Origin of the sequence: Acinetobacter sp. NIPH 298, assembly GCF_000369505.1 — a bacterium.
In the GTDB taxonomy this organism is placed as follows: domain Bacteria; phylum Pseudomonadota; class Gammaproteobacteria; order Pseudomonadales; family Moraxellaceae; genus Acinetobacter.
On the sequence record NZ_KB850055.1, the window covers coordinates 400,657 to 418,948 of the forward strand.

General features: G+C 39.2%; 15 protein-coding genes. 12 read left to right on the plus strand and 3 right to left on the minus strand.

The window, feature by feature from the left end; translation table 11 throughout:
• Window position 1: 1 nt before the first annotated feature.
• The 4 genes from tauD to F903_RS06800 all read left to right on the plus strand — a co-directional run bounded on the left by tauD (window position 2) and on the right by F903_RS06800 (window position 5,350).
• Entirely contained in the window at window positions 2-847 is an 846-nt protein-coding gene (gene tauD / locus F903_RS06785; protein ID WP_005195681.1) for a taurine dioxygenase, read from the plus strand.
• A gap of 237 nt (window positions 848-1,084) precedes the next feature.
• Window positions 1,085-2,833, plus strand: a complete 1,749-nt coding sequence (locus F903_RS06790) for a neutral/alkaline non-lysosomal ceramidase N-terminal domain-containing protein (RefSeq protein ID WP_005195683.1) — start codon at window positions 1,085-1,087, stop codon at window positions 2,831-2,833.
• Window positions 2,830-4,110, plus strand: coding sequence for a D-arabinono-1,4-lactone oxidase (locus F903_RS06795; protein ID WP_005195690.1), 1,281 nt, complete (start codon window positions 2,830-2,832; stop codon window positions 4,108-4,110). The genes F903_RS06790 and F903_RS06795 overlap by 4 nt, the downstream gene beginning before the upstream one ends.
• Window positions 4,111-4,186: 76 nt before the next feature.
• Window positions 4,187-5,350 carry an alanine racemase gene (locus tag F903_RS06800; RefSeq protein ID WP_005195691.1) on the plus strand — a complete coding sequence of 388 codons (1,164 nt, stop codon included), beginning with the start codon at window positions 4,187-4,189 and terminating at the stop codon, window positions 5,348-5,350.
• A 58-nt stretch (window positions 5,351-5,408) separates the two neighbouring features.
• Here the strand turns inward: F903_RS06800 and F903_RS06805 are convergent, their stop codons facing one another.
• Window positions 5,409-5,849, minus strand: a complete 441-nt coding sequence (locus F903_RS06805) for a universal stress protein (protein WP_004668980.1) — start codon at window positions 5,847-5,849, stop codon at window positions 5,409-5,411.
• A 106-nt stretch (window positions 5,850-5,955) separates the two neighbouring features.
• Here F903_RS06805 and F903_RS06810 point away from each other — a divergent pair, with 106 nt between their 5' ends.
• The 6 genes from F903_RS06810 to F903_RS06835 all read left to right on the plus strand — a co-directional run bounded on the left by F903_RS06810 (window position 5,956) and on the right by F903_RS06835 (window position 9,984).
• Window positions 5,956-6,246, plus strand: coding sequence for a hypothetical protein (locus F903_RS06810; RefSeq protein ID WP_005195692.1), 291 nt, complete (start codon window positions 5,956-5,958; stop codon window positions 6,244-6,246).
• Window positions 6,247-6,353: 107 nt separating this feature from the next.
• The gene (locus tag F903_RS06815) at window positions 6,354-6,845 is read left to right on the plus strand and encodes a DUF2505 domain-containing protein (RefSeq protein ID WP_005195693.1); all 492 of its coding nucleotides are present in this window, start codon (window positions 6,354-6,356) and stop codon (window positions 6,843-6,845) included.
• Between the two features lie 136 nt (window positions 6,846-6,981).
• The gene (def, locus tag F903_RS06820; RefSeq protein ID WP_005195694.1) at window positions 6,982-7,464 is read left to right on the plus strand and encodes a peptide deformylase; all 483 of its coding nucleotides are present in this window, start codon (window positions 6,982-6,984) and stop codon (window positions 7,462-7,464) included.
• 154 nt (window positions 7,465-7,618) lie between these two features.
• On the plus strand, window positions 7,619-8,896 hold the full coding sequence (locus F903_RS06825; RefSeq protein WP_005195695.1) for a glutaminase: 1,278 nt from the start codon (window positions 7,619-7,621) through the stop codon (window positions 8,894-8,896).
• 118 nt (window positions 8,897-9,014) lie between these two features.
• Entirely contained in the window at window positions 9,015-9,395 is a 381-nt protein-coding gene (locus tag F903_RS06830; protein ID WP_005195697.1) for an endonuclease domain-containing protein, read from the plus strand.
• A gap of 220 nt (window positions 9,396-9,615) precedes the next feature.
• A complete protein-coding gene (locus F903_RS06835; RefSeq protein ID WP_005195699.1) occupies window positions 9,616-9,984 on the plus strand; it encodes a hypothetical protein in 369 nt (122 codons plus the stop codon).
• Between the two features lie 184 nt (window positions 9,985-10,168).
• On the opposite strand, the gene F903_RS06840 is transcribed toward F903_RS06835, so the two are convergent.
• Both F903_RS06840 and metH read right to left on the minus strand, forming a co-directional pair.
• Window positions 10,169-11,461, minus strand: a complete 1,293-nt coding sequence (locus F903_RS06840) for a hypothetical protein (protein ID WP_005195700.1) — start codon at window positions 11,459-11,461, stop codon at window positions 10,169-10,171.
• 161 nt (window positions 11,462-11,622) lie between these two features.
• A complete protein-coding gene (gene metH, locus F903_RS06845; protein WP_005195702.1) occupies window positions 11,623-15,309 on the minus strand; it encodes a methionine synthase in 3,687 nt (1,228 codons plus the stop codon).
• 436 nt (window positions 15,310-15,745) lie between these two features.
• Here metH and F903_RS06850 point away from each other — a divergent pair, with 436 nt between their 5' ends.
• The gene (locus F903_RS06850; protein ID WP_005195704.1) at window positions 15,746-17,374 is read left to right on the plus strand and encodes an inorganic phosphate transporter; all 1,629 of its coding nucleotides are present in this window, start codon (window positions 15,746-15,748) and stop codon (window positions 17,372-17,374) included.
• A 322-nt stretch (window positions 17,375-17,696) separates the two neighbouring features.
• Window positions 17,697-18,191, plus strand: coding sequence for a hypothetical protein (locus F903_RS06855; RefSeq protein ID WP_005195706.1), 495 nt, complete (start codon window positions 17,697-17,699; stop codon window positions 18,189-18,191).
• The last annotated feature ends 101 nt before the right edge of the window (window positions 18,192-18,292 follow it).

The window sequence follows — 18,292 nt, forward strand, 5'->3', positions numbered from 1 at the left end:
AATGACGTTAAATATTGAAATCATTAAACCAAGCATTGGTGCAATTATTCACGATGTAGATCTAAATACGGTTGATGAAAAGACCACCCAACACATTCAACAGGCGTTGCTTGATCATCATGTGATTTTCTTCCGTCATCAGCAGTTAGCACCGCAAGCCCAAGCTGATTTGGCACGTGGTTTTGGTTCTTTGCATATTCATCCGATTTTTCCAACGGTGGAAAATGTACCTGAAATCATTGTATTAGATAGTTGGAAACAAGACTTACGGGACAATGAACTTTGGCATACCGATGTCACGTTTAGCCAAAATCCGCCATTGGGTTGCGTCTTACAAGCCATCAAGATTCCACCTGTGGGTGGCGATACACTGTGGTCAAGTGGAGTCGCTGCATTTGCTGCACTGGATCAAGACTTACAGCAAAAGTTGCAGGGCTTAACGGCTACCCATGATATTCGTCAGTCTTTCCCGATTGAACGTTTTGCACATAATGAAGTTGAGCGTCAAAAACTGGAACAAACCTTTAAACGTAATCCTCCAGTCATTCATCCAGTGGTGAGAACCCATCCTGTCACAGGTCAGCCGATTTTATTCGTGAGTGAAGGTTTTACCACGCGTATTAATGAATTAGATGAGGCGGAAAGTGCTGAGTTGTTGCAGTATTTATTTGAGCATGCGACCAATGAGCAGTTTCATTTACGTTGGCAGTGGCAAGCGGGTGACGTGGCAATTTGGGATAATCGTTGCACGCAGCATAAGGCTTTATTTGATTATGGTGATGCACATCGGATTATGCATCGCGCCACCATAAGTGGTGATGTGCCGTTTTATAAAGCTGCAAGTTAAGTCTCTATTTTTTGGTTATTTAAAGCAAGCTTAGGATCGTAATGAGTCCTAAGCTTGTTTGTGCTTGAATGATAATCTGTTGAACATTTGACAAAAAATACATTTTTTTAGACCAAAATCCCTTTTTATAAAAAAATAAATTCCCTTAACGCTTTTGGCTATCGCATAATTTTGTTTAACTTTAAACATGCTTTATAACAGATAGTTAGAAAAAGAATTTAATAAGGGAATGTACCAATGTATCAGGTTGGTTGGGATAAGCAGGAAATTCAAATAAAACCCAAAGGCTACGCCATGTTTGGCTATGGTCAATGGTCACATCGAGCTTATGAAAAGCGAACGGCTTTATATGCGCGTAGTTTTAGCATCGTCGATCAGCAGCAAAATCGGCTTATTTTTTGCTGTTTAGACTTGGGCTGTATTACCCATGCCATGCGTAGTCAAACGGTGACGAGACTTCAGCAAAGCTTTGGTTCAGCGTTTAATGAAAATCAATTGGTCTTGACCGCAACCCATACCCATTCAGGGCCGGGCGGCTGTGCACATGAAGCCTTGTATAACATGCCAACACCGGGTTTTGTGCCCGAACACTTAAGTGCGATTGTCGATGCGATTATTCTGAGTATTCTGACTGCCATAGAGCAAGAACAAGAGACTGAGATTTTCCTGACCACACAGAGTTTTGCAGAAAACATACCTGTGGCATGGAATCGTTCAATTAAGGCTTATAACCGTAATCCTGATGTCATCCAATATTCAGAAACTGAAACACATTTGGCGATGAATCGTGAAATGCAACTGGTCGGTTTTTATCGGGAGCAAAAATTACAATCCTTTATTTCTTTGTTTGGGGTACATGCCACCTGTCTTGGAAATAAGCTAAAGGCACATGATGGCGATAATAAGGGCTATGCCGCTGCATTTTCAGAGCAGGCTTTGATTGATCAAGGGATTCAAAATCCTGTCACGATTTTTGCGCAAGCAACAGCAGGCGATGTTTCCCCACATTTTCATGGCAAAAACCAACTCAAGATTCGCAACAAAATTAAAGGCGAACAAGAGTACCAATATGCACAACAAAATGGACGTTATCAAAGTGAATTGGCTTTAATGGCATTTCAGCATCCTTTGCAACAGATAAAGGGGGAAATTGATGCAGTATTGTCTTATGTGGATTTAAGCAATATTGAAATTCCGCCTGAGTTTGCTGCTGGGCGAGTCGGTGCAAAAACCAGTCAACCGTGTCATGGCGTTGCTTTTTTTGCAGGAACGCCTGTCGATGGACTCGGTGCGCCAAAGCCTTTAATCAAAGCGATGCAGTTTTTAGCCAATCAATTTCGAAAACAAAAAACCAAGCATCCTTTAGCGTCTGATTCTACTGCCTATCAACAACTATATGCCTCACAAGGACCAAAGCTGATTTTACTAGAAGCAGGCGCAAAAAAGATTTTAGGGCAGCCGATTGGTTTTCCGCCGAGTATGCTTGATCCGTTGATTGCAGAAATGAATCGACAAGTCAAAGTAGGGGCAATTCAGCGAAGTCCTTTAGTGCCGAGTGTAGTGCCATTACAAATCATTCGATTAGGTCAGTTAGCACTTGCGTGCTGTCCGGGTGAGTTTACGACCATTGCAGGACAACGCGTTGTTCATAGTGTAAAACAAGTTTTGGCTGATCAGCCTGATATAGATCGAGTTTGGTTAAGTTCTTATTGCAATGATTATATGGGGTATGTCACCACTTATGAGGAATACCAAGAACAAGCTTATGAAGGTGGGCATACCTTATTTGGTCAATGGACACTTGCCGCTTGTCAAAGCAAATTCAAACATTTAGCAGAACAATTATTGCGAGATAAGAATAAACGTAATGATGTTCAAGGTTATGATCAAACGACGCGGCCAAAGCCGATTCCAGAACAAGAACTCGCAAAGCGAACCAATCACGGTAACTTAAAAACTGCCGTACGCCAAGGAGAGGCAGTATGAATGAATTTAGTCAGGCAACTTGGTCGAATTGGTCAGGTTTTCAAAAAGCTTATCCTGAGCAGATTTTACAACCGACCAATATTTTAGAGTTACAGCGAATTGTGCAAGATTATCCAAAAATACGGGTGGTCGGTGCAGGACATTCATTTACGCCTTTGGTCTGTACCGATGATTTGTTATTGTCTTTAGATCGTATTGCAGGTGTTGAGTCTTCAGATATTGACCGCTGTCAAAGTACCATCTATGCAGGAACACGATTATACAATTTAGACCAACACTTACACCCGATCAATCAAGCCTTGATGAATCAGGGCGATATCGATCAGCAGAGTCTGGCAGGTGCAGTTTCAACAGGAACGCATGGCACAGGCGCAGACTTACATTGTATTTCAGCTTATGTCGAAGCCTTTGAGTTACTGACGGCTTCAGGTGAAATCCTAAAATGTAGTCGAACAGAACATCCTGAAATTTTTGCCGCAGGACGTGTTTCCTTAGGCAGTTTAGGGATTTTGACCAAGATTACCATGCAAAATCGTCCGCGCTACAAGCTAAAAGAGCATATCGAACTTTGCCCAGTCAAAGACATGATGCAACATATTCAGCAATGGAAGCATCAACATCGGCACATTGAGTGTTTTGTATTTTCCTACGAAAAACAGGTGATGTTAAAAACCTTAGATGAAACTGATGAGGAGCTCTTGCCACGTAAAGAAAACTTCCCATCGGATGATACTTTGCTGACCATGTGCTCTGAGCTCACCCGATTTTTCCCACCAATCAATCCCTATTTGCAGAAGCTTTTAGGGGTACTGGTTAAACCAACAACTTATGTGGATTGGTCGAGTAAGATATTTCCAACGCCGCGCAATACTAAATTCAATGAAATGGAATATCAGATTCCTGTTGAGCAAGGCATCGAATGTCTAGATGAGGTTTTACATACCTTAAGAAATTATAAAGTCTCAACTTTTTTCCCACTCGAATTTCGCTTTGTCAAAGGTGATGATATTTGGTTGAGTCCTTTTTATCAGCAAGACTCGATTTCGATCTCAGTTCATCAATATCATAAACAAGATCCGCGTTTGATTTTTGATGTGATAGAACCGATTTTGCAGAAATATAAAGGGCGTCCACATTGGGGGAAAATGCATAATATAACCACCACGCAGTTGCGTGCTTTATATCCAAAGTGGGATGATTTTATGGCCGTGCGTCAGCGACTTGATCCGCAAGCCAAGTTTTTAAATCCATATTTAGAAAAGTTGTTTTGGGGTTAAATAGAATTTTTTATGAGTTGGAAGAGTCTTCGTATCAGACTGTATTTAGAATCAAGATAAAGAAAAGGATATGAAAATGTTGGATCATTATTTTAAACAACTCAATTTCGATCTAAAAAAACAGGGGGTTATGACACCACAACTCATCGTAGATGCGGCCGCTTTAAAACAAAATATCCAACATGTACAAGTGCGTTTGTCACATGCTCAGCACTTGAAAGCTCGTTTGGTGGTGAAATCACTTGCCTGTCTAGATTTATTAAAAATGTTGTCTGAACAGATCAATACGCAACGCTTTATGGTGTTTCACCAACCACATATTATTTCAATCTTAGAAAACTTTGCTGAAGCTGATATCTTATTAGGCAAGCCCATGCCAGCCCAAGCCGCTCGTTATTTTTATGAAAAGCATTCCGAATGGTTAGATGCAAAGGTTCAGTGGCTGGTTGATACCAAACAACGACTACAGCAGTATTTGGAAATTGCTCAGGTGTATTCAATTTGCTTAAACGTGAATATTGAAATTGATGTCGGCTTACATCGTGGTGGCGTGCAATCCACCCAGCAATTGGCTGAAATATTGAAGCTGATTCAGCAATACCCACAGTATTTAAAGCTATCAGGTTTAATGGGCTACGATGCACATGTCACTAAAATTCCAGCCATCATTAAAAAGCCTGAACTTGCGTATATAGAATCACAACAGATTTATGCCAATTATCAAAATCTCATTCAAAAACAGTTCCCAATGTTATGGAATGATGAACTTTGTTTTAATGGTGGTGGTAGTCCAACTTTTAGTTTTCATACTACTGAAAGTGTTTGCAACGACTTATCTTTCGGCTCGATGTTATTAAAACCAAGCGATTTTGACAGTGATTTTTTAAAAGCTTTGCAACCTGCGTTATGGATTGCCGCGCCTGTATTAAAAGTACTGCCTTTTACTCAGCTTCCATCTATGTCTTTCCTCGATAAATTGCCACATAAATCTAAGGCGTTGTTTATTTATGGAGGATATTGGCTAGCAAATTATGTCTATCCAAAACAAGCACATTCACATGTTTTGTATGGACGTAGTAGCAATCAAGAGTTGGTTAATGTCCCGAAAGATTATGATATTCAAGTAGATGATTTTGTGTTTTTAAGACCGACACAAAGCGAGGCAATTATTCCTCAGTTTTCTGAATTAAAGGTATATAAGCAGCATGCTTTTGAAAGCTGGCAAACTTTTCGAGAATAGCGGTAATGCAATAAAAAACCTTGTGATTTAGCACAAGGTTTTTGAATCAAAAGATATTTTATTGCTTTATGACCAGAACTGGAATGTGTGATTCAGTCAGGACTGTACGAGCAACACTACCGAGCAATAAACGTTTTACCCCAGTACGACCATGCGAACCCATAATAATCAAATCTGCTCCAATTTCATCAGCAACAAAAAGAATGCCTTCACTGGCCGAGCCATGATAAATTTTAGTGGCAACATTGATATCATTTTGACTAAATGATTGAGCAATGTCCTGTAACTGCGTTTTTGCATGTGCTTCAGCTTGCATAAAATGCTCAGTTATCGCAGGTGCAACTTGGTAAAAGTCCACGCCCACATAAGGATCAACTGCAACCACACTCAGCACTGTGACTTTTGCACCTGATAATTTCGCCAAAGACAGTGCATGTTCAACCGCCGCATAAGAAATTGGAGAGTCGTCCACAGGGACTAAAATATTTTGATAAGACATGGTTACTCCTTATAATTTATCGTTGTGATCATTTGGGTTTGTTGAAGACCCTAATATGTTGATAACATACTTGAGCCGCCTCTAGCAAATAAAAATAGGAACCTTTGTGTTACTCAGCTTAGATGCTTTTAAACAGCAAAAATTCGACCAGATGGCAACTAAAATAATCGCCGATCCTGAAACATATTTATGTTTTGATTCGGTTTCAGATTTTTATAAGGCGACGTGGTTAGATGAGTTTCCTCAAGGTACGACATGGTCGGCAACAGGCTTAGACGATGGTGCAGAACATTTCTATGCTGTGATTGAATATGGCTATCAATATTTATTGATCAGTCGTACAACCTCAATTGCTGTAAAATTAGGCACACGAGAAAATCACAATAAGAATAACTAATCGGAGCAGTCACCAATTTTTGCTAGTTCACACTTTGTGATTCTGATGAGAATGATATACTTCGGACGGTGATGAAATCCTAAATAAAACGAAATGGAAATTTAAAAATGGCACATCAATTTACGGTAAATGAAACAATTCATGGTGTTTCAATTGAAGACTTTTCAAGACTGGTTGCGAATACAGCTTTGCATGAAGCAGTGTGTAAACGTATTCCTGGGGAAAACTTAGAAATTATTGAATCTGCTATAAACGGTGATACTTATACGCTGCGCCGTGAATATAATCTTGATGTAAATATTCCAGATGTTGCGAAAAAGTTGTTAAAAAATGCATTCCGCTTAAAACGTTCTGATATTACCCATTTGAAAAATTTAACTTCAACGGTTGAGTTGGGTGCAAATTTACCTTTAGAAGCAAAAGGTGAGCGTAGTGTTACGGGTGACAGTGAAAAAGTAAATATCTCTTTGACTTGGACTGTAAAAGTAAAAGTGCCATTGATCGGCGGTATGCTAGAAAGACATGCTGAAGGTGAAATTCGTAAATTTAGCCAACTCGAAATTGAAATTGTTGCTGATGAATTAAAGAAAAATCTTTAATTTAACTTAGATTAGAAAAAACGCTTCGTACCATCAATACGGAGCGTTTTTTTATTTTAGCGTGAAAATGATAGAAGCCACATGAAATATCCAATACTATGTTATTTACTATTTGATCAAGAATAAGGTCATTGTTATGAGTGTGGTTTTAGCTGTAGCACAGCGCGGTGAAAATATTTTAACCCTTAAAGCTGCAACCGTTGGGGATGGAGAGTTTAATAGTGAATGGTTGATGCAACTTGCTTCAGCGATGCATGCGACCATGCTTGATCGTAATGGTGTTGGAATTGCAGCACCGCAGGTTTATATTTCAAAACGAATTATTATTGTCGCTTCTCGTCCAAATATACGCTATCCCGATGCGCCTGAAATGGATGCAGTAGTGATGGTGAATCCTGAGATTCTAGCCTTTTCTCAAGCCACTTGTTTAGGTGAAGAAGGGTGCTTGAGTGTGCCAGATCAGCGCGGGGTAGTGGAGCGAGCACAAGCGATCAAAGTACGTTATTACACTTTGCAAGGTGAGGTGGTTGAAACCACATATGAGGGTTTTCCCGCGCGGATCGTTCAACACGAAGTGGATCATTTGGATGGTGTGTTGTTTGTGGAGCGGATGAATTAGTTTGATGTATGGCATTTTAAAACATACTTTAAGTTTACACGGTGTATGGCAACCTTTAAATTATTACAAAAGCTATAATTTCAATATTATCAGTAATCTGTACTATAAGACTTAATCTAAATTATAACTTGAAACATTCAAAGGCTAGATGACCATGAAAACTCCTCTTCCTGATTATTTGGCACATGTGATTGATGCCTGTGATATCGATAACGGTGGTCATCTAGCCGATTATATTCCTGAGTTGGCAAATGCAAATCCCAATCGTTTGGCGCTAGCTTTGTCCACAGTAGATGGTGAAATCTATTCAGTTGGGGATGATGAGATTGAATTCACAATTCAATCGATGTCTAAACCATTCACTTATGCCTATGTGCTACAACAGCTTGGCATTGATGCTGTATTAGATAAAGTTGGGGTTGAACCATCGGGTGAGGCATTTAATGAAATTTCATTGGGTAAAGATCGCCGTCCTAAAAATCCGATGATTAACTCAGGTGCAATCACCACACATTCATTGATCCCCGCTAAAGAAAATTTATCTAGCGCAGAAATTTTACGGCAATTTTTGAGTGAGCTTGCAGGACGTGAACTGCGTTTTGATGATGCTGTTTATGATTCTGAGGTGAAAACTGCGTATCGCAATCTTTCGATTGGTTATATGTTGAGAACAGTAGGGATTTTGGAAACTGATCCTGTTGATATTGTGAATGGCTATATTCGTCAATGCTCGATCTTAGTAACCGTCAAAGATCTGGTACGTATGGGCAGTGTGCTTGCCAACGGTGGTATCGATCCTAAAACAGGAAAACGTTTATTGAATAGCGCTGTGGTACGACAAGTCCTGAGCGTGATGATGAGCTGTGGCATGTATGATGCAGCAGGTGACTGGCTCACGACTGTTGGAATTCCTGCCAAAAGTGGTGTCGCAGGCGGAATATTAGGTGTGTTGCCAGGTCAGGTCAGCATTGCTGTTTTTTCTCCGAAGCTTGATGAACACGGCAATAGTGTCCGTGGCATTGATATCTTGGAAAGATTATCTCGTGATATGGGTTTGCATCTGATGGAAGGCACACCTTCAGCACAGACCATTGTACAGAGCCATTATCGAACTGGGAAAAATGCATCATTAAGTGTGTATGTGCTTCGGGGCGTTTTGAAATTTACTGAAGCAGAAATGTTATTGCGTATTTTACAAGCTGAGCCGATTGATCAAAGCACAATCGTGATTGATTTGACTCAAATTTCAATCATTCATGATGTCGGTAAACGTATGTTCCTAGAGGGAGTCGATCGCTTGATTGATGATGGCCATACCTTGCTTTTGGTCGACCCTGAACAACGTCTAGATCATGCACGAACTCATAAAGATCGTGTCTTACGTGTTTATCAGAACCTTGATGATTTAATTGAGAAACAGAAAGAGTTGTGAGAAGAAAGAGCCTATATTTAAATGATATAGGCTCTAAATAGCGTTAAATATCAAAATAATTTGACTAGGGTGGAGGAGTGTTTATGGAGCAGTTCTCTGTTTAAAAATGTAGGTATTGATGAAGCCTTATAATAAGAATCTAAAACAAGCATCTCGAAATTTAAGAAGTAGTATGACAGATGCTGAGCAACTGCTATGGCAAAGAATAAGACGTAAACAGATTTTAGGACTACAGTTTTATAGACAGAAGCCTATTCTAAATTTTATTGTGGATTTCTATTGTCCCGCAGTAAATTTAGTAATTGAATGTGATGGTGGGCAGCATTATACAGAAGAGGGTTTGGAAGCGGATCAGAATCGAGATCAAACTTTAAGTGAGTTAGGGCTTTTGGTTCTCAGGTTTTCTAATCATCAGATTTTGACTGAAACTCATGCTGTGGTGGAGCAGGTTTATTGGAGTGTTCAGCAGAGCTTGGAATCTCCCTCTTGCGGAACTTAGGTTCTCACCTTTGGCAAAGGGAGACTGCCGTGAATCTAAAGCAGTTATTGGATTCTAGGTACTTCCTCCTTTGTAAAGGAGGGTTGGGGAGGATTATAATTATTTATATCCTCAAATTTATGAAAGTAGTTTAGTAAAAAGCATATTAAACTTAATGACTAAAATTGAATGAATCATCAGACGAATATATTTTTCGATGTCATACGCTAGGAACGTTTCAATGAAAAAAACTTATCTTATATTTTCTTTAGTTATGTATGTACTATTTAATCCTTCGATTGTATTTGCTGAGACTGTTGAATCAGATGAAGTAATGGATATTTTTATTGGCACACTAGAAGTTGATGATAAAAAAGTTATTTTAAATCGCTGTGATGGTGGTTCAAATATATACATATTAAAAGATGCTGAATGGAGTGATGAAAAAGCAGTATCAAACTTTTTATCTAAGGAAAAAGATATGATAAAACCTGTATATGCTGAGGTTGTTGGAGCTTATAGAGGTGATGGGAATAAGAATATGCTCTTAGTTGATTCTATAAGTGATGTTACAGAAAGAAAAAGTTGTCATTTAAATGATTTATTCTAAATTCTGATCTGTATCAAGTAGTTATTTTTTTTGGAAGCAGAGATTTCAATTCACCCTCTTGCGAAACGCAGTTTCTCACGTTTGGTAAAGTGGGACTTGCCGTGAATTTGATGATGGTGTTTGATTCTTGAAGCTCCTCCCTTTTTTAAAGGGAGGTTGGGAGGGATTATAAGTAAAGGTAACTTTAATAACCTAATAACTTAAAATGTTTAAAAAACCTTCCAAGCCTAGCTTGAGGTATAAAATCGAAAATAGTTTCTAAATCGTAAATTTCAATAATTCGTTCAGCTAAATCTATTTGATTAAGAAAAAATAGGCTTTTTAATAATTCTTCTAAGAATGTGCTTTTAGATAATAGATGATCTAAAGAGTCTGATAAATTCTTATATTTAGCTTCATTCTGGAAGTTCTTAAAGCGGATCATATAATTCTCACTGTATTGATGCTGGTCTATAGACAAATAGTACAAAGCCTGAAGATCAGAGACATAATCTGCTAATAAATTATTTTTTAATAAATCCATACCCTTTTTATGTAATTCAGCACTTTTAATCCATTCTTCTATTTGATCTGAAGAATTATCTTCTGAAACTAAATCTGTATGATTATAAAGTTCTCTAAATTTTGGCTCATAGTAAGTAACCCAAATATCGCATGCTTCTAAGATATCACTATCGCTTAAAAAAGCTAAATTTTTCTTTAAACCTATTTTAGAGCTTAATTCATAATTATTTTTTATATGATTTACTATTTTTGAAAAATCATTATTTGATAGATCATATTTGAACTTTAGGTCTTCTTTTATTTCTTTGAAGGAAATTTTAGACCATTCATGATATGAAGGAAGTAGTTTGACAAAGTTAAAAATTTGAGCTCTTGAAAGTTTTGATGTAAATGTGCCTAATTTATATTCATCAATCAATGAATCTGTTAAATATATAAGATCATCTAAATTTCTTTCAAGCTCATTAAATTTAATTTTTAAAATTAGACTGTTTATGACTTTTTGATTAACTAGATGTTTTTTATCTTTATTGTTAGATGGATATCTAAAAGTTTGACCTGTCGAGTCTATTTCTGCCATATCTACAATAGTTGCATCTAATTTGTCATTTAGTGTTTTAAATCGAATATCTAAGATTTCCGAATTTGTCTTGAAATATGACCAAATATTGCCGATGTCATGTGAGCTAACTAAATCAAAAGAATGCATCTTCGTATTTTTAATTTTTCCTAATTCACTAATTTCTTGAATAGCACCTTTAATTCTAAGTTCAATAGAGTGACGCATATTGAAGCAGATTGGGTAAATGTATAAATCAACTTCTTTACCACGAGTGTTCAAAACATTATTCAATAGTAAATTTGCAGCTTTGGAATAGCCTTTTGAGTATTGGATGTAATTAGGTGAGCCATTTTCACCAACACAAGCATTAGCCCAAGTTGGATCACTTCCAGTAAATGTCTGATTTGTCATAAGTCTTTATTAATGGTATTTACGAATTATATTAATACAAATATTACTAATTTAATCCCTCCCAACCTCCCTTTAAAAAAGGGAGGAGCTGTCACGTAATTCATTTAATCACATGACATCTCCCTCTTTTTAAGGAAGTGAGAAGCATTGCTTCACAAGGATCAACCAATCGAATCATCTAAATTTGGTGCTAACCAACGCTTCGCTTCATCCAGTGTCCAACCTTTACGCTTCGCATAATCTTCAAGCTGATCTTGAGAAATCTTGCCCACGTTAAAGTATTCACTTTCAGGATGCGAGTAATAGAAACCACTGACAGACGAAGGTGGCATCATCGCAAAGTGTTCAGTCAACTTGGTACCAATCTTCGCTTCTGAACCTAACCAGTCAAATAACACCGCTTTCTCGGAGTGCTCTGGACAAGCAGGATAACCCGGCGCAGGACGAATACCGACATATTTCTCTTTGATCAATTCTTCATTGCCCAAAGTCTCATCCGCTTTATAACCCCAAAACTCTTTACGGACACGCTGATGTAAATGCTCGGCAAATGCTTCAGCAAAACGATCTGCCAATGACTGAATTAAAATCGCAGAATAGTCATCACCTTTGGCTTTATATTCATTTGCCAATTCTTCCGCACCGAAGATCGACACGGTAAAACCACCAAGATAATCTTCTGGCTGCTCAGATTGTTTAATAAAGTCAGCTAAAGACAGATTTGGTTTACCTGTGACTTTGTCAGATTGCTGGCGTACATGTTCAAAAGTATGTGTGAGCTGCTGAGCTGTTTCATCAAATACACTGACCGTATCCGAACCAGTACGTTGCGCAGGGTATAAACCAAACACGGCACGAGCATCGAACAGTTTATTGTCGATCACATCTTTTAACATCGCTTGAGCTTGGTTATATAAATCTGTTGCTGCTTCACCCACAACTACATCTTGTAAAATTTTCGGGAATTTTCCTGCCAAACTCCAAGAAATAAAGAATGGTGTCCAGTCAAAATACTCCACCAAGGTTGCAAGTGGGTAGTTGGTGAGAACATGCGTGCCCAATGTATTTGGAATCGGCGGCACATAATCTTTATCGACCTTAAAGCCATTTTTAACAGATTCTGGATAGCTCAGTTTTGCCGCTTTAGGTTGTTTATTGGCTAAGCGTTCACGAATTTTGGCATATTCAGCACGTTGTTCTGCGATAAAACTACCGCGCATTTCAGGTGAAAGTAGGGTGGTTGCAACACCCACCGCACGTGATGCATCGGCAACATAAATCACTGCATCATTTGAATATTGTGGATCAATTTTTACTGCGGTATGTGCTTTTGATGTGGTCGCACCACCAATCAATAGCGGAATATTAAAGCCTTTACGCTGCATTTCTTTGGCAACAAACACCATTTCATCCAGAGATGGGGTAATCAAACCCGACAAACCGATGATGTCACATTTCTCATCAATCGCCGTTTGCAGGATTTTCTCACAAGGAACCATGACACCAAGGTCAACGATATCGTAGCCATTACAACCAAGTACTACACCCACGATATTTTTACCAATATCATGAACGTCGCCTTTGACGGTTGCCATCAGGACTTTACCTTTAGGTTTACTATTTGTTTTTGCAGCCTCGATATACGGATTCAGCCATGCCACCGCTTGTTTCATTACACGCGCAGATTTGACCACTTGTGGTAGGAACATTTTGCCCGAACCGAATAAGTCGCCGACGACGTTCATACCATCCATCAATGCGCCTTCAATCACATCAAGTGGACGTTTTGCTTTTAAACGCGCTTCTTCTGTATCTTCATCAATATAGGTGGTGATGCCTTTGACGAGGGCATATTCAAGACGCTTTTCTACAGATTGATTACGCCACTCGAGGTTTTCCGCTTCACGTTGCGCACCGCCTTGACCGCGGTATTTTTCAGCAACTTCAAGCAACTTTTCAGTGGCGATTTGACCCGACTCACCTTGGTTTTGATTGAGAACAACATCTTCAACTGCTGCTTTGAGCTCAGGGTCAATATCATCATAAATGGCCATTTGCCCAGCATTGACGATCCCCATGGTCATGCCTTGTTTGATGGCATGATAGAGGAATACTGAGTGAATCGCTTCACGGACAGGTTCATTCCCACGGAATGAGAATGAGACGTTAGATACACCACCTGAAATCATCGCATGGGGTAAGTTCTGTTTGATCCAACCCGTTGCTTCGATAAAGTCCACAGCATAGTTGTTGTGTTCTTCAATACCTGTTGCAATGGCAAAGACGTTCGGGTCAAAAATAATATCTTCAGCAGGGTAGCCGACTTCATTGACCAAAATGTCATAAGAGCGTTTACAGATTTCGCGTTTACGCGCAGCGGTATCTGCTTGTCCAGCTTCGTCAAAAGCCATGACAATCACAGCAGCACCATACTGGCGGCATAAACGTGCTTTCTCGACAAACTCGTCATAACCTTCTTTTAAGGAAATCGAGTTGACGACGGGTTTACCTTGCACGCATTTTAAACCTGCTTCAATGATTTCCCATTTTGATGAGTCAATCATGATCGGTACACGAGAAATATCTGGCTCAGATGCCACAAGATTCAGGAAATGCACCATCGCAGTTTGCGAATCGAGCATCCCTTCATCCATATTAATATCGATGATCTGTGCGCCTGCCACCACTTGTTGCTGAGCAACTTCTAAGGCTTCTGCAAAGTTTTCTTCACGGATTAAACGCAGGAATTTTTTTGAACCTGTGACGTTGGTACGTTCACCGACATTCACAAAGAGTGAGTCATCATAAATGTTAAATGGCTCTAAACCACTTAAACGACAGGCAGGAACGGTTTCAGGTATTTGTCGCGGTTTAATATCTTTTACGGCATTATAAATAGCGCGAATATGATCTGGTGTGGTACCACAGCATCCGCCTGTGATATTGATCAAACCACTTTCAGCAAATTCTTTGATGAATTCAGCCGTTTGTTCAGGCGTTTCATCATATTCACCAAACGCGTTTGGCAAGCCTGCATTTGGATGCGCTGAAACAAAGGTATCAGCAATATCGGCAATGGTTTTAACGTGCGGGCGCATTGCGTCTGCACCCAAAGCACAGTTAAAGCCGATAGAAAGTAAGTCGCCGTGACGGACAGAGTTCCAGAATGCTTCGGCAGTTTGACCTGTTAAGGTACGACCAGATGCATCGGTAATCGTGCCTGAAATCATCAATGGCAGTTCACGACCGATTTGCTTGAAGACTTCTTTGACCGCAAAGATCGCAGCCTTACAGTTTAAGGTATCAAAAACGGTTTCGATCAGGAGGATGTCCGAACCACCTTCGATCAAAGCATGGGTTGCTTCTATATAGTTTTCTTTGAGTTCATCGAAAGTAATGTTACGAAACGCAGGATCATTTACATTTGGCGAAATTGAACAGGTGCGTGATGTTGGACCCAATACACCAGCCACAAAGCGTGGTTTATCTGGCGTTGAGTATTTATCACAGGCAGCTCTCGCCAAACGCGCAGCTTCACGGTTGATCTCAGGAACCAAATCTTCCATGTGGTAATCGGACATTGAGACGCGAGTACCATTGAAGCTGTTGGTTTCGATAATATCGGCACCAGCATCCAAATACGCTTCATGAATGCTTTGAATAATTTGTGGTTGTGTTAGAACCAATAAATCGTTATTACCTTTAAGGTCCGATGCCCAGTCTGCAAAACGTTCCCCACGATAATCTTCTTCTTCTAATTTATGGCGTTGAATCATAGTTCCCATCGCACCATCAATGATCAGGATGCGCTGGGCGAGAAGTGATTTTAGGGTGGCAAGTGTGGACATAAGGAACCCCAGTATATGATGAATATAAAAAGCAGGGGCATTGTAACAGAAGCCGTATCAATGCGCGTATTTTCAGTACAGTAGAGTGATGATCTGTCAGTTCACATTAAAAATGTCTTCAACGTTTCATTAAACTGCAATAATTAAAAGTAATAATGTTTAAAAATAAAACAGTGCCCTGAAATATGACAATAACATGTCATCTTTCGTAGCATTTGTTGCAAAATCAGACAAACAGTTTTCAAGGTGTTTTTGTTTTATTAATTGTTTGTTTTTATTGGTTTTAATAAATTAATAAGGTGGATTTATCGCCAAAAAACATGAAAAATTGATGTAAAAGTATGAAATTTTGGCTTCATATGGCATTCCTTTGTCATATAATTGTCATAATTTAATTAAACAATACGGGGGATTTCATCATCCTCTGTCCGTCTACATGAATTCTAATCTTCCCCCTGCTTCGGATTCACCACTTGCCAACCCAGCGGCAAAATCAACGAATGTACATGTGCCAACACCGAAATTTTTTATGCCGGTGTTTTTGACGATTATTGTTGCAACACTTATTTATATCGGTTTTCAGGTGAGTGCTGACTTAGCACATGTTCCTGCTTTAAGTTTATATTCTGTCATTTTATTATCAACGGCTCTTTTTATTGCTTTGGCTTTTGAGTTTGTAAATGGTTTCCATGATACTGCCAATGCGGTAGCGACGGTCATTTATACCAATGCGCTTCCTGCACCAGTAGCGGTGATGTGGGCGGGCTTCTGTAACTTCTTAGGGGTTATGGTTGCCAGTGGTGCAGTTGCATACGGTATTATTGCATTGCTCCCTGTTGAAATGATTATGAATGTAGGCAGTGGTGCAGGCTTTGCGATGGTATTTGCATTGCTGATTGCAGCGATTGTGTGGAATCTGGGAACATGGTTTCTCGGTATTCCTGCTTCTAGCTCACATACATTGATTGGCTCAATTTTGGGTGTGGGGATTATGAACCACTTGCTCAATGCTTCAACTGGTGCGACCAGTGGCATTGACATGGATCAAGTGCTTAAAGTTGGTAAGGCTCTACTGTTCTCGCCAATGATTGGTTTCGCTTTCGCTGCGGTTCTATTCTTGTTGGTTAAGAAGATATTTAAAAACCAAATGGAGTTATTCCAGCCGCCTGTTGGCAATAAGCCACCACCGCCGTTAATTCGCGGTATCTTGATTTTCACTTGTACTGGGGTCAGTTTTGCTCACGGTTCAAATGATGGTCAAAAGGGCATGGGCTTAATCATGTTGATCTTGATTGGCTTGGTTCCATTGGCATATTCATTAAATAAAAATTTAGATGAAAAACATCTACAGTCATTTGAACAATTGTCTTCTCAAACGGCTTTGGTTTTAAATGTTGATCGACAAGATTATTCTGATGAAAAAGCGCGTGAAGTGCTGACCACCTATATTCAAACCAAGGAACAAACGCCAGAAGTTATACCTGCATTGGCAAGTATGACCAATCATTTAGGCGAGAAAGTTGCAGCTTATGGTGACCTCAAAAGCATCCCTGAAGAAGGTGTGGCAGAGTTACGTAATGATATGTACTTGAGTACGACTGCTTTTAAACGTCTAGACAAAGCTGAAGCATTGCCAGTGATGAATGATGAACAAAAGAAAGTGGTGAAAGAGTATCGCAGCAATATGGATTCATTCTTACAATACATTCCTACTTGGGTAAAAGTGGCAGTGGCACTTGCACTTGGTCTCGGCACCATGGTCGGCTGGAAACGTATTGTAGTGACTGTCGGTGAACGTATTGGTAAGAATCACATGACCTATGGTCAAGGGATGTCTGCTGAGCTTGTTGCGATGAGTACGATTGCGGCGGCTGATGGTTTTGGTATGCCAGTTTCTACAACGCATGTTTTAAACAGTGCGGTTGCGGGTACCATGGTTGCGAATAAGTCAGGCTTGAACTTTGCCACAGTCAGAACGATTCTATCTGCATGGGTATTTACTTTACCAGCAACGATCTGTTTATCAGGTGGCCTATACTGGTTATTCCTACAGTTTGTTTCTTGATTTAACGATTCGATTTTAGATGTTAAAAGCTTTGCTTCGGCAAGGCTTTTTTGTTTTTTAAATGGCTCTCTTGCGTAAATCTGTTCTTAACGGCATATTCAAGCCTATAATTTATAAATGAATAAGCTTGTAATGCTTGTACTGTTCATCATTTTTCTATATTGAAGTTTTGGTTAATCAGCAAATATAACGATGAGGCTTGATCTTGATGCTCAATGCTATGCTGAACCAATCAGTAAATGAGAGAACCACTTTGAAATAGTTACTCAACGCGTAAAGCGTTTCAAAGTTGACAAGCATATGGCGTATAAGGGGAATGGAAATGTATTTTTTATCTAGAATCTGGGCTGAATTAAGTGCTGTTTTTTATACGATCCTATTGGTTTTTGGCTCATCATCACTCTATGCCAAAACACCCACGTTTCAGGATTATCCTGCGAAAAAGTACGCAGGAGAAAATCAACCTTTAAAACTTAATCCACATAGCCAAAAATACCGAACTTTATTTAAAGAGATGTCCAAACAAAAACCAAATTTTGCAGGGCATTATGTTATGGACACGGTTGGTTGCGGTGGGGGATGTAGCTTTGCTTTAGCCTATAATGCCAAAACTGGGCAGAGCTTTATTTTGCCTGATACCTTTGCTGATTGTTATAGTGAACAGAAAGGCTTTACCCAAAATGATATTGTTTACCAAAAAGACAGTCGTTTGGTCATAGCTGTGGGGAGTCGCTATGGTAATCAAGAAGTTTGTGAAACCGTGTATTACCAAGTGGATAATGATCGTTTTCAACAAATTTCAAAACAATTGAGATAAGAAGCAAGATACTTATATAGAAAGGAATACGTTGCTTTTGGCTTAGTATGTTCTATCTTCTTTTAGATTAAAATGGGCAAAAAAATGGCTACTCTAAAGTA

Coding starts and splice junctions, on each gene's coding strand:
- F903_RS06850 (WP_005195704.1), top strand. CDS start 15,746: ATGAATTCTAATCTTCCCCCTGCTTCGGATTCACCACTTGCCAACCCA.
- F903_RS06815 (WP_005195693.1), top strand. CDS start 6,354: ATGGCACATCAATTTACGGTAAATGAAACAATTCATGGTGTTTCAATT.
- F903_RS06855 (WP_005195706.1), top strand. CDS start 17,697: ATGTATTTTTTATCTAGAATCTGGGCTGAATTAAGTGCTGTTTTTTAT.
- F903_RS06825 (WP_005195695.1), top strand. CDS start 7,619: ATGAAAACTCCTCTTCCTGATTATTTGGCACATGTGATTGATGCCTGT.
- F903_RS06795 (WP_005195690.1), top strand. CDS start 2,830: ATGAATGAATTTAGTCAGGCAACTTGGTCGAATTGGTCAGGTTTTCAA.
- def (WP_005195694.1), top strand. CDS start 6,982: ATGAGTGTGGTTTTAGCTGTAGCACAGCGCGGTGAAAATATTTTAACC.
- F903_RS06790 (WP_005195683.1), top strand. CDS start 1,085: ATGTATCAGGTTGGTTGGGATAAGCAGGAAATTCAAATAAAACCCAAA.
- F903_RS06800 (WP_005195691.1), top strand. CDS start 4,187: ATGTTGGATCATTATTTTAAACAACTCAATTTCGATCTAAAAAAACAG.
- tauD (WP_005195681.1), top strand. CDS start 2: ATGACGTTAAATATTGAAATCATTAAACCAAGCATTGGTGCAATTATT.
- metH (WP_005195702.1), bottom strand. CDS start 15,309: ATGTCCACACTTGCCACCCTAAAATCACTTCTCGCCCAGCGCATCCTG.
- F903_RS06840 (WP_005195700.1), bottom strand. CDS start 11,461: ATGACAAATCAGACATTTACTGGAAGTGATCCAACTTGGGCTAATGCT.
- F903_RS06805 (WP_004668980.1), bottom strand. CDS start 5,849: ATGTCTTATCAAAATATTTTAGTCCCTGTGGACGACTCTCCAATTTCT.
- F903_RS06835 (WP_005195699.1), top strand. CDS start 9,616: ATGAAAAAAACTTATCTTATATTTTCTTTAGTTATGTATGTACTATTT.
- F903_RS06830 (WP_005195697.1), top strand. CDS start 9,015: ATGAAGCCTTATAATAAGAATCTAAAACAAGCATCTCGAAATTTAAGA.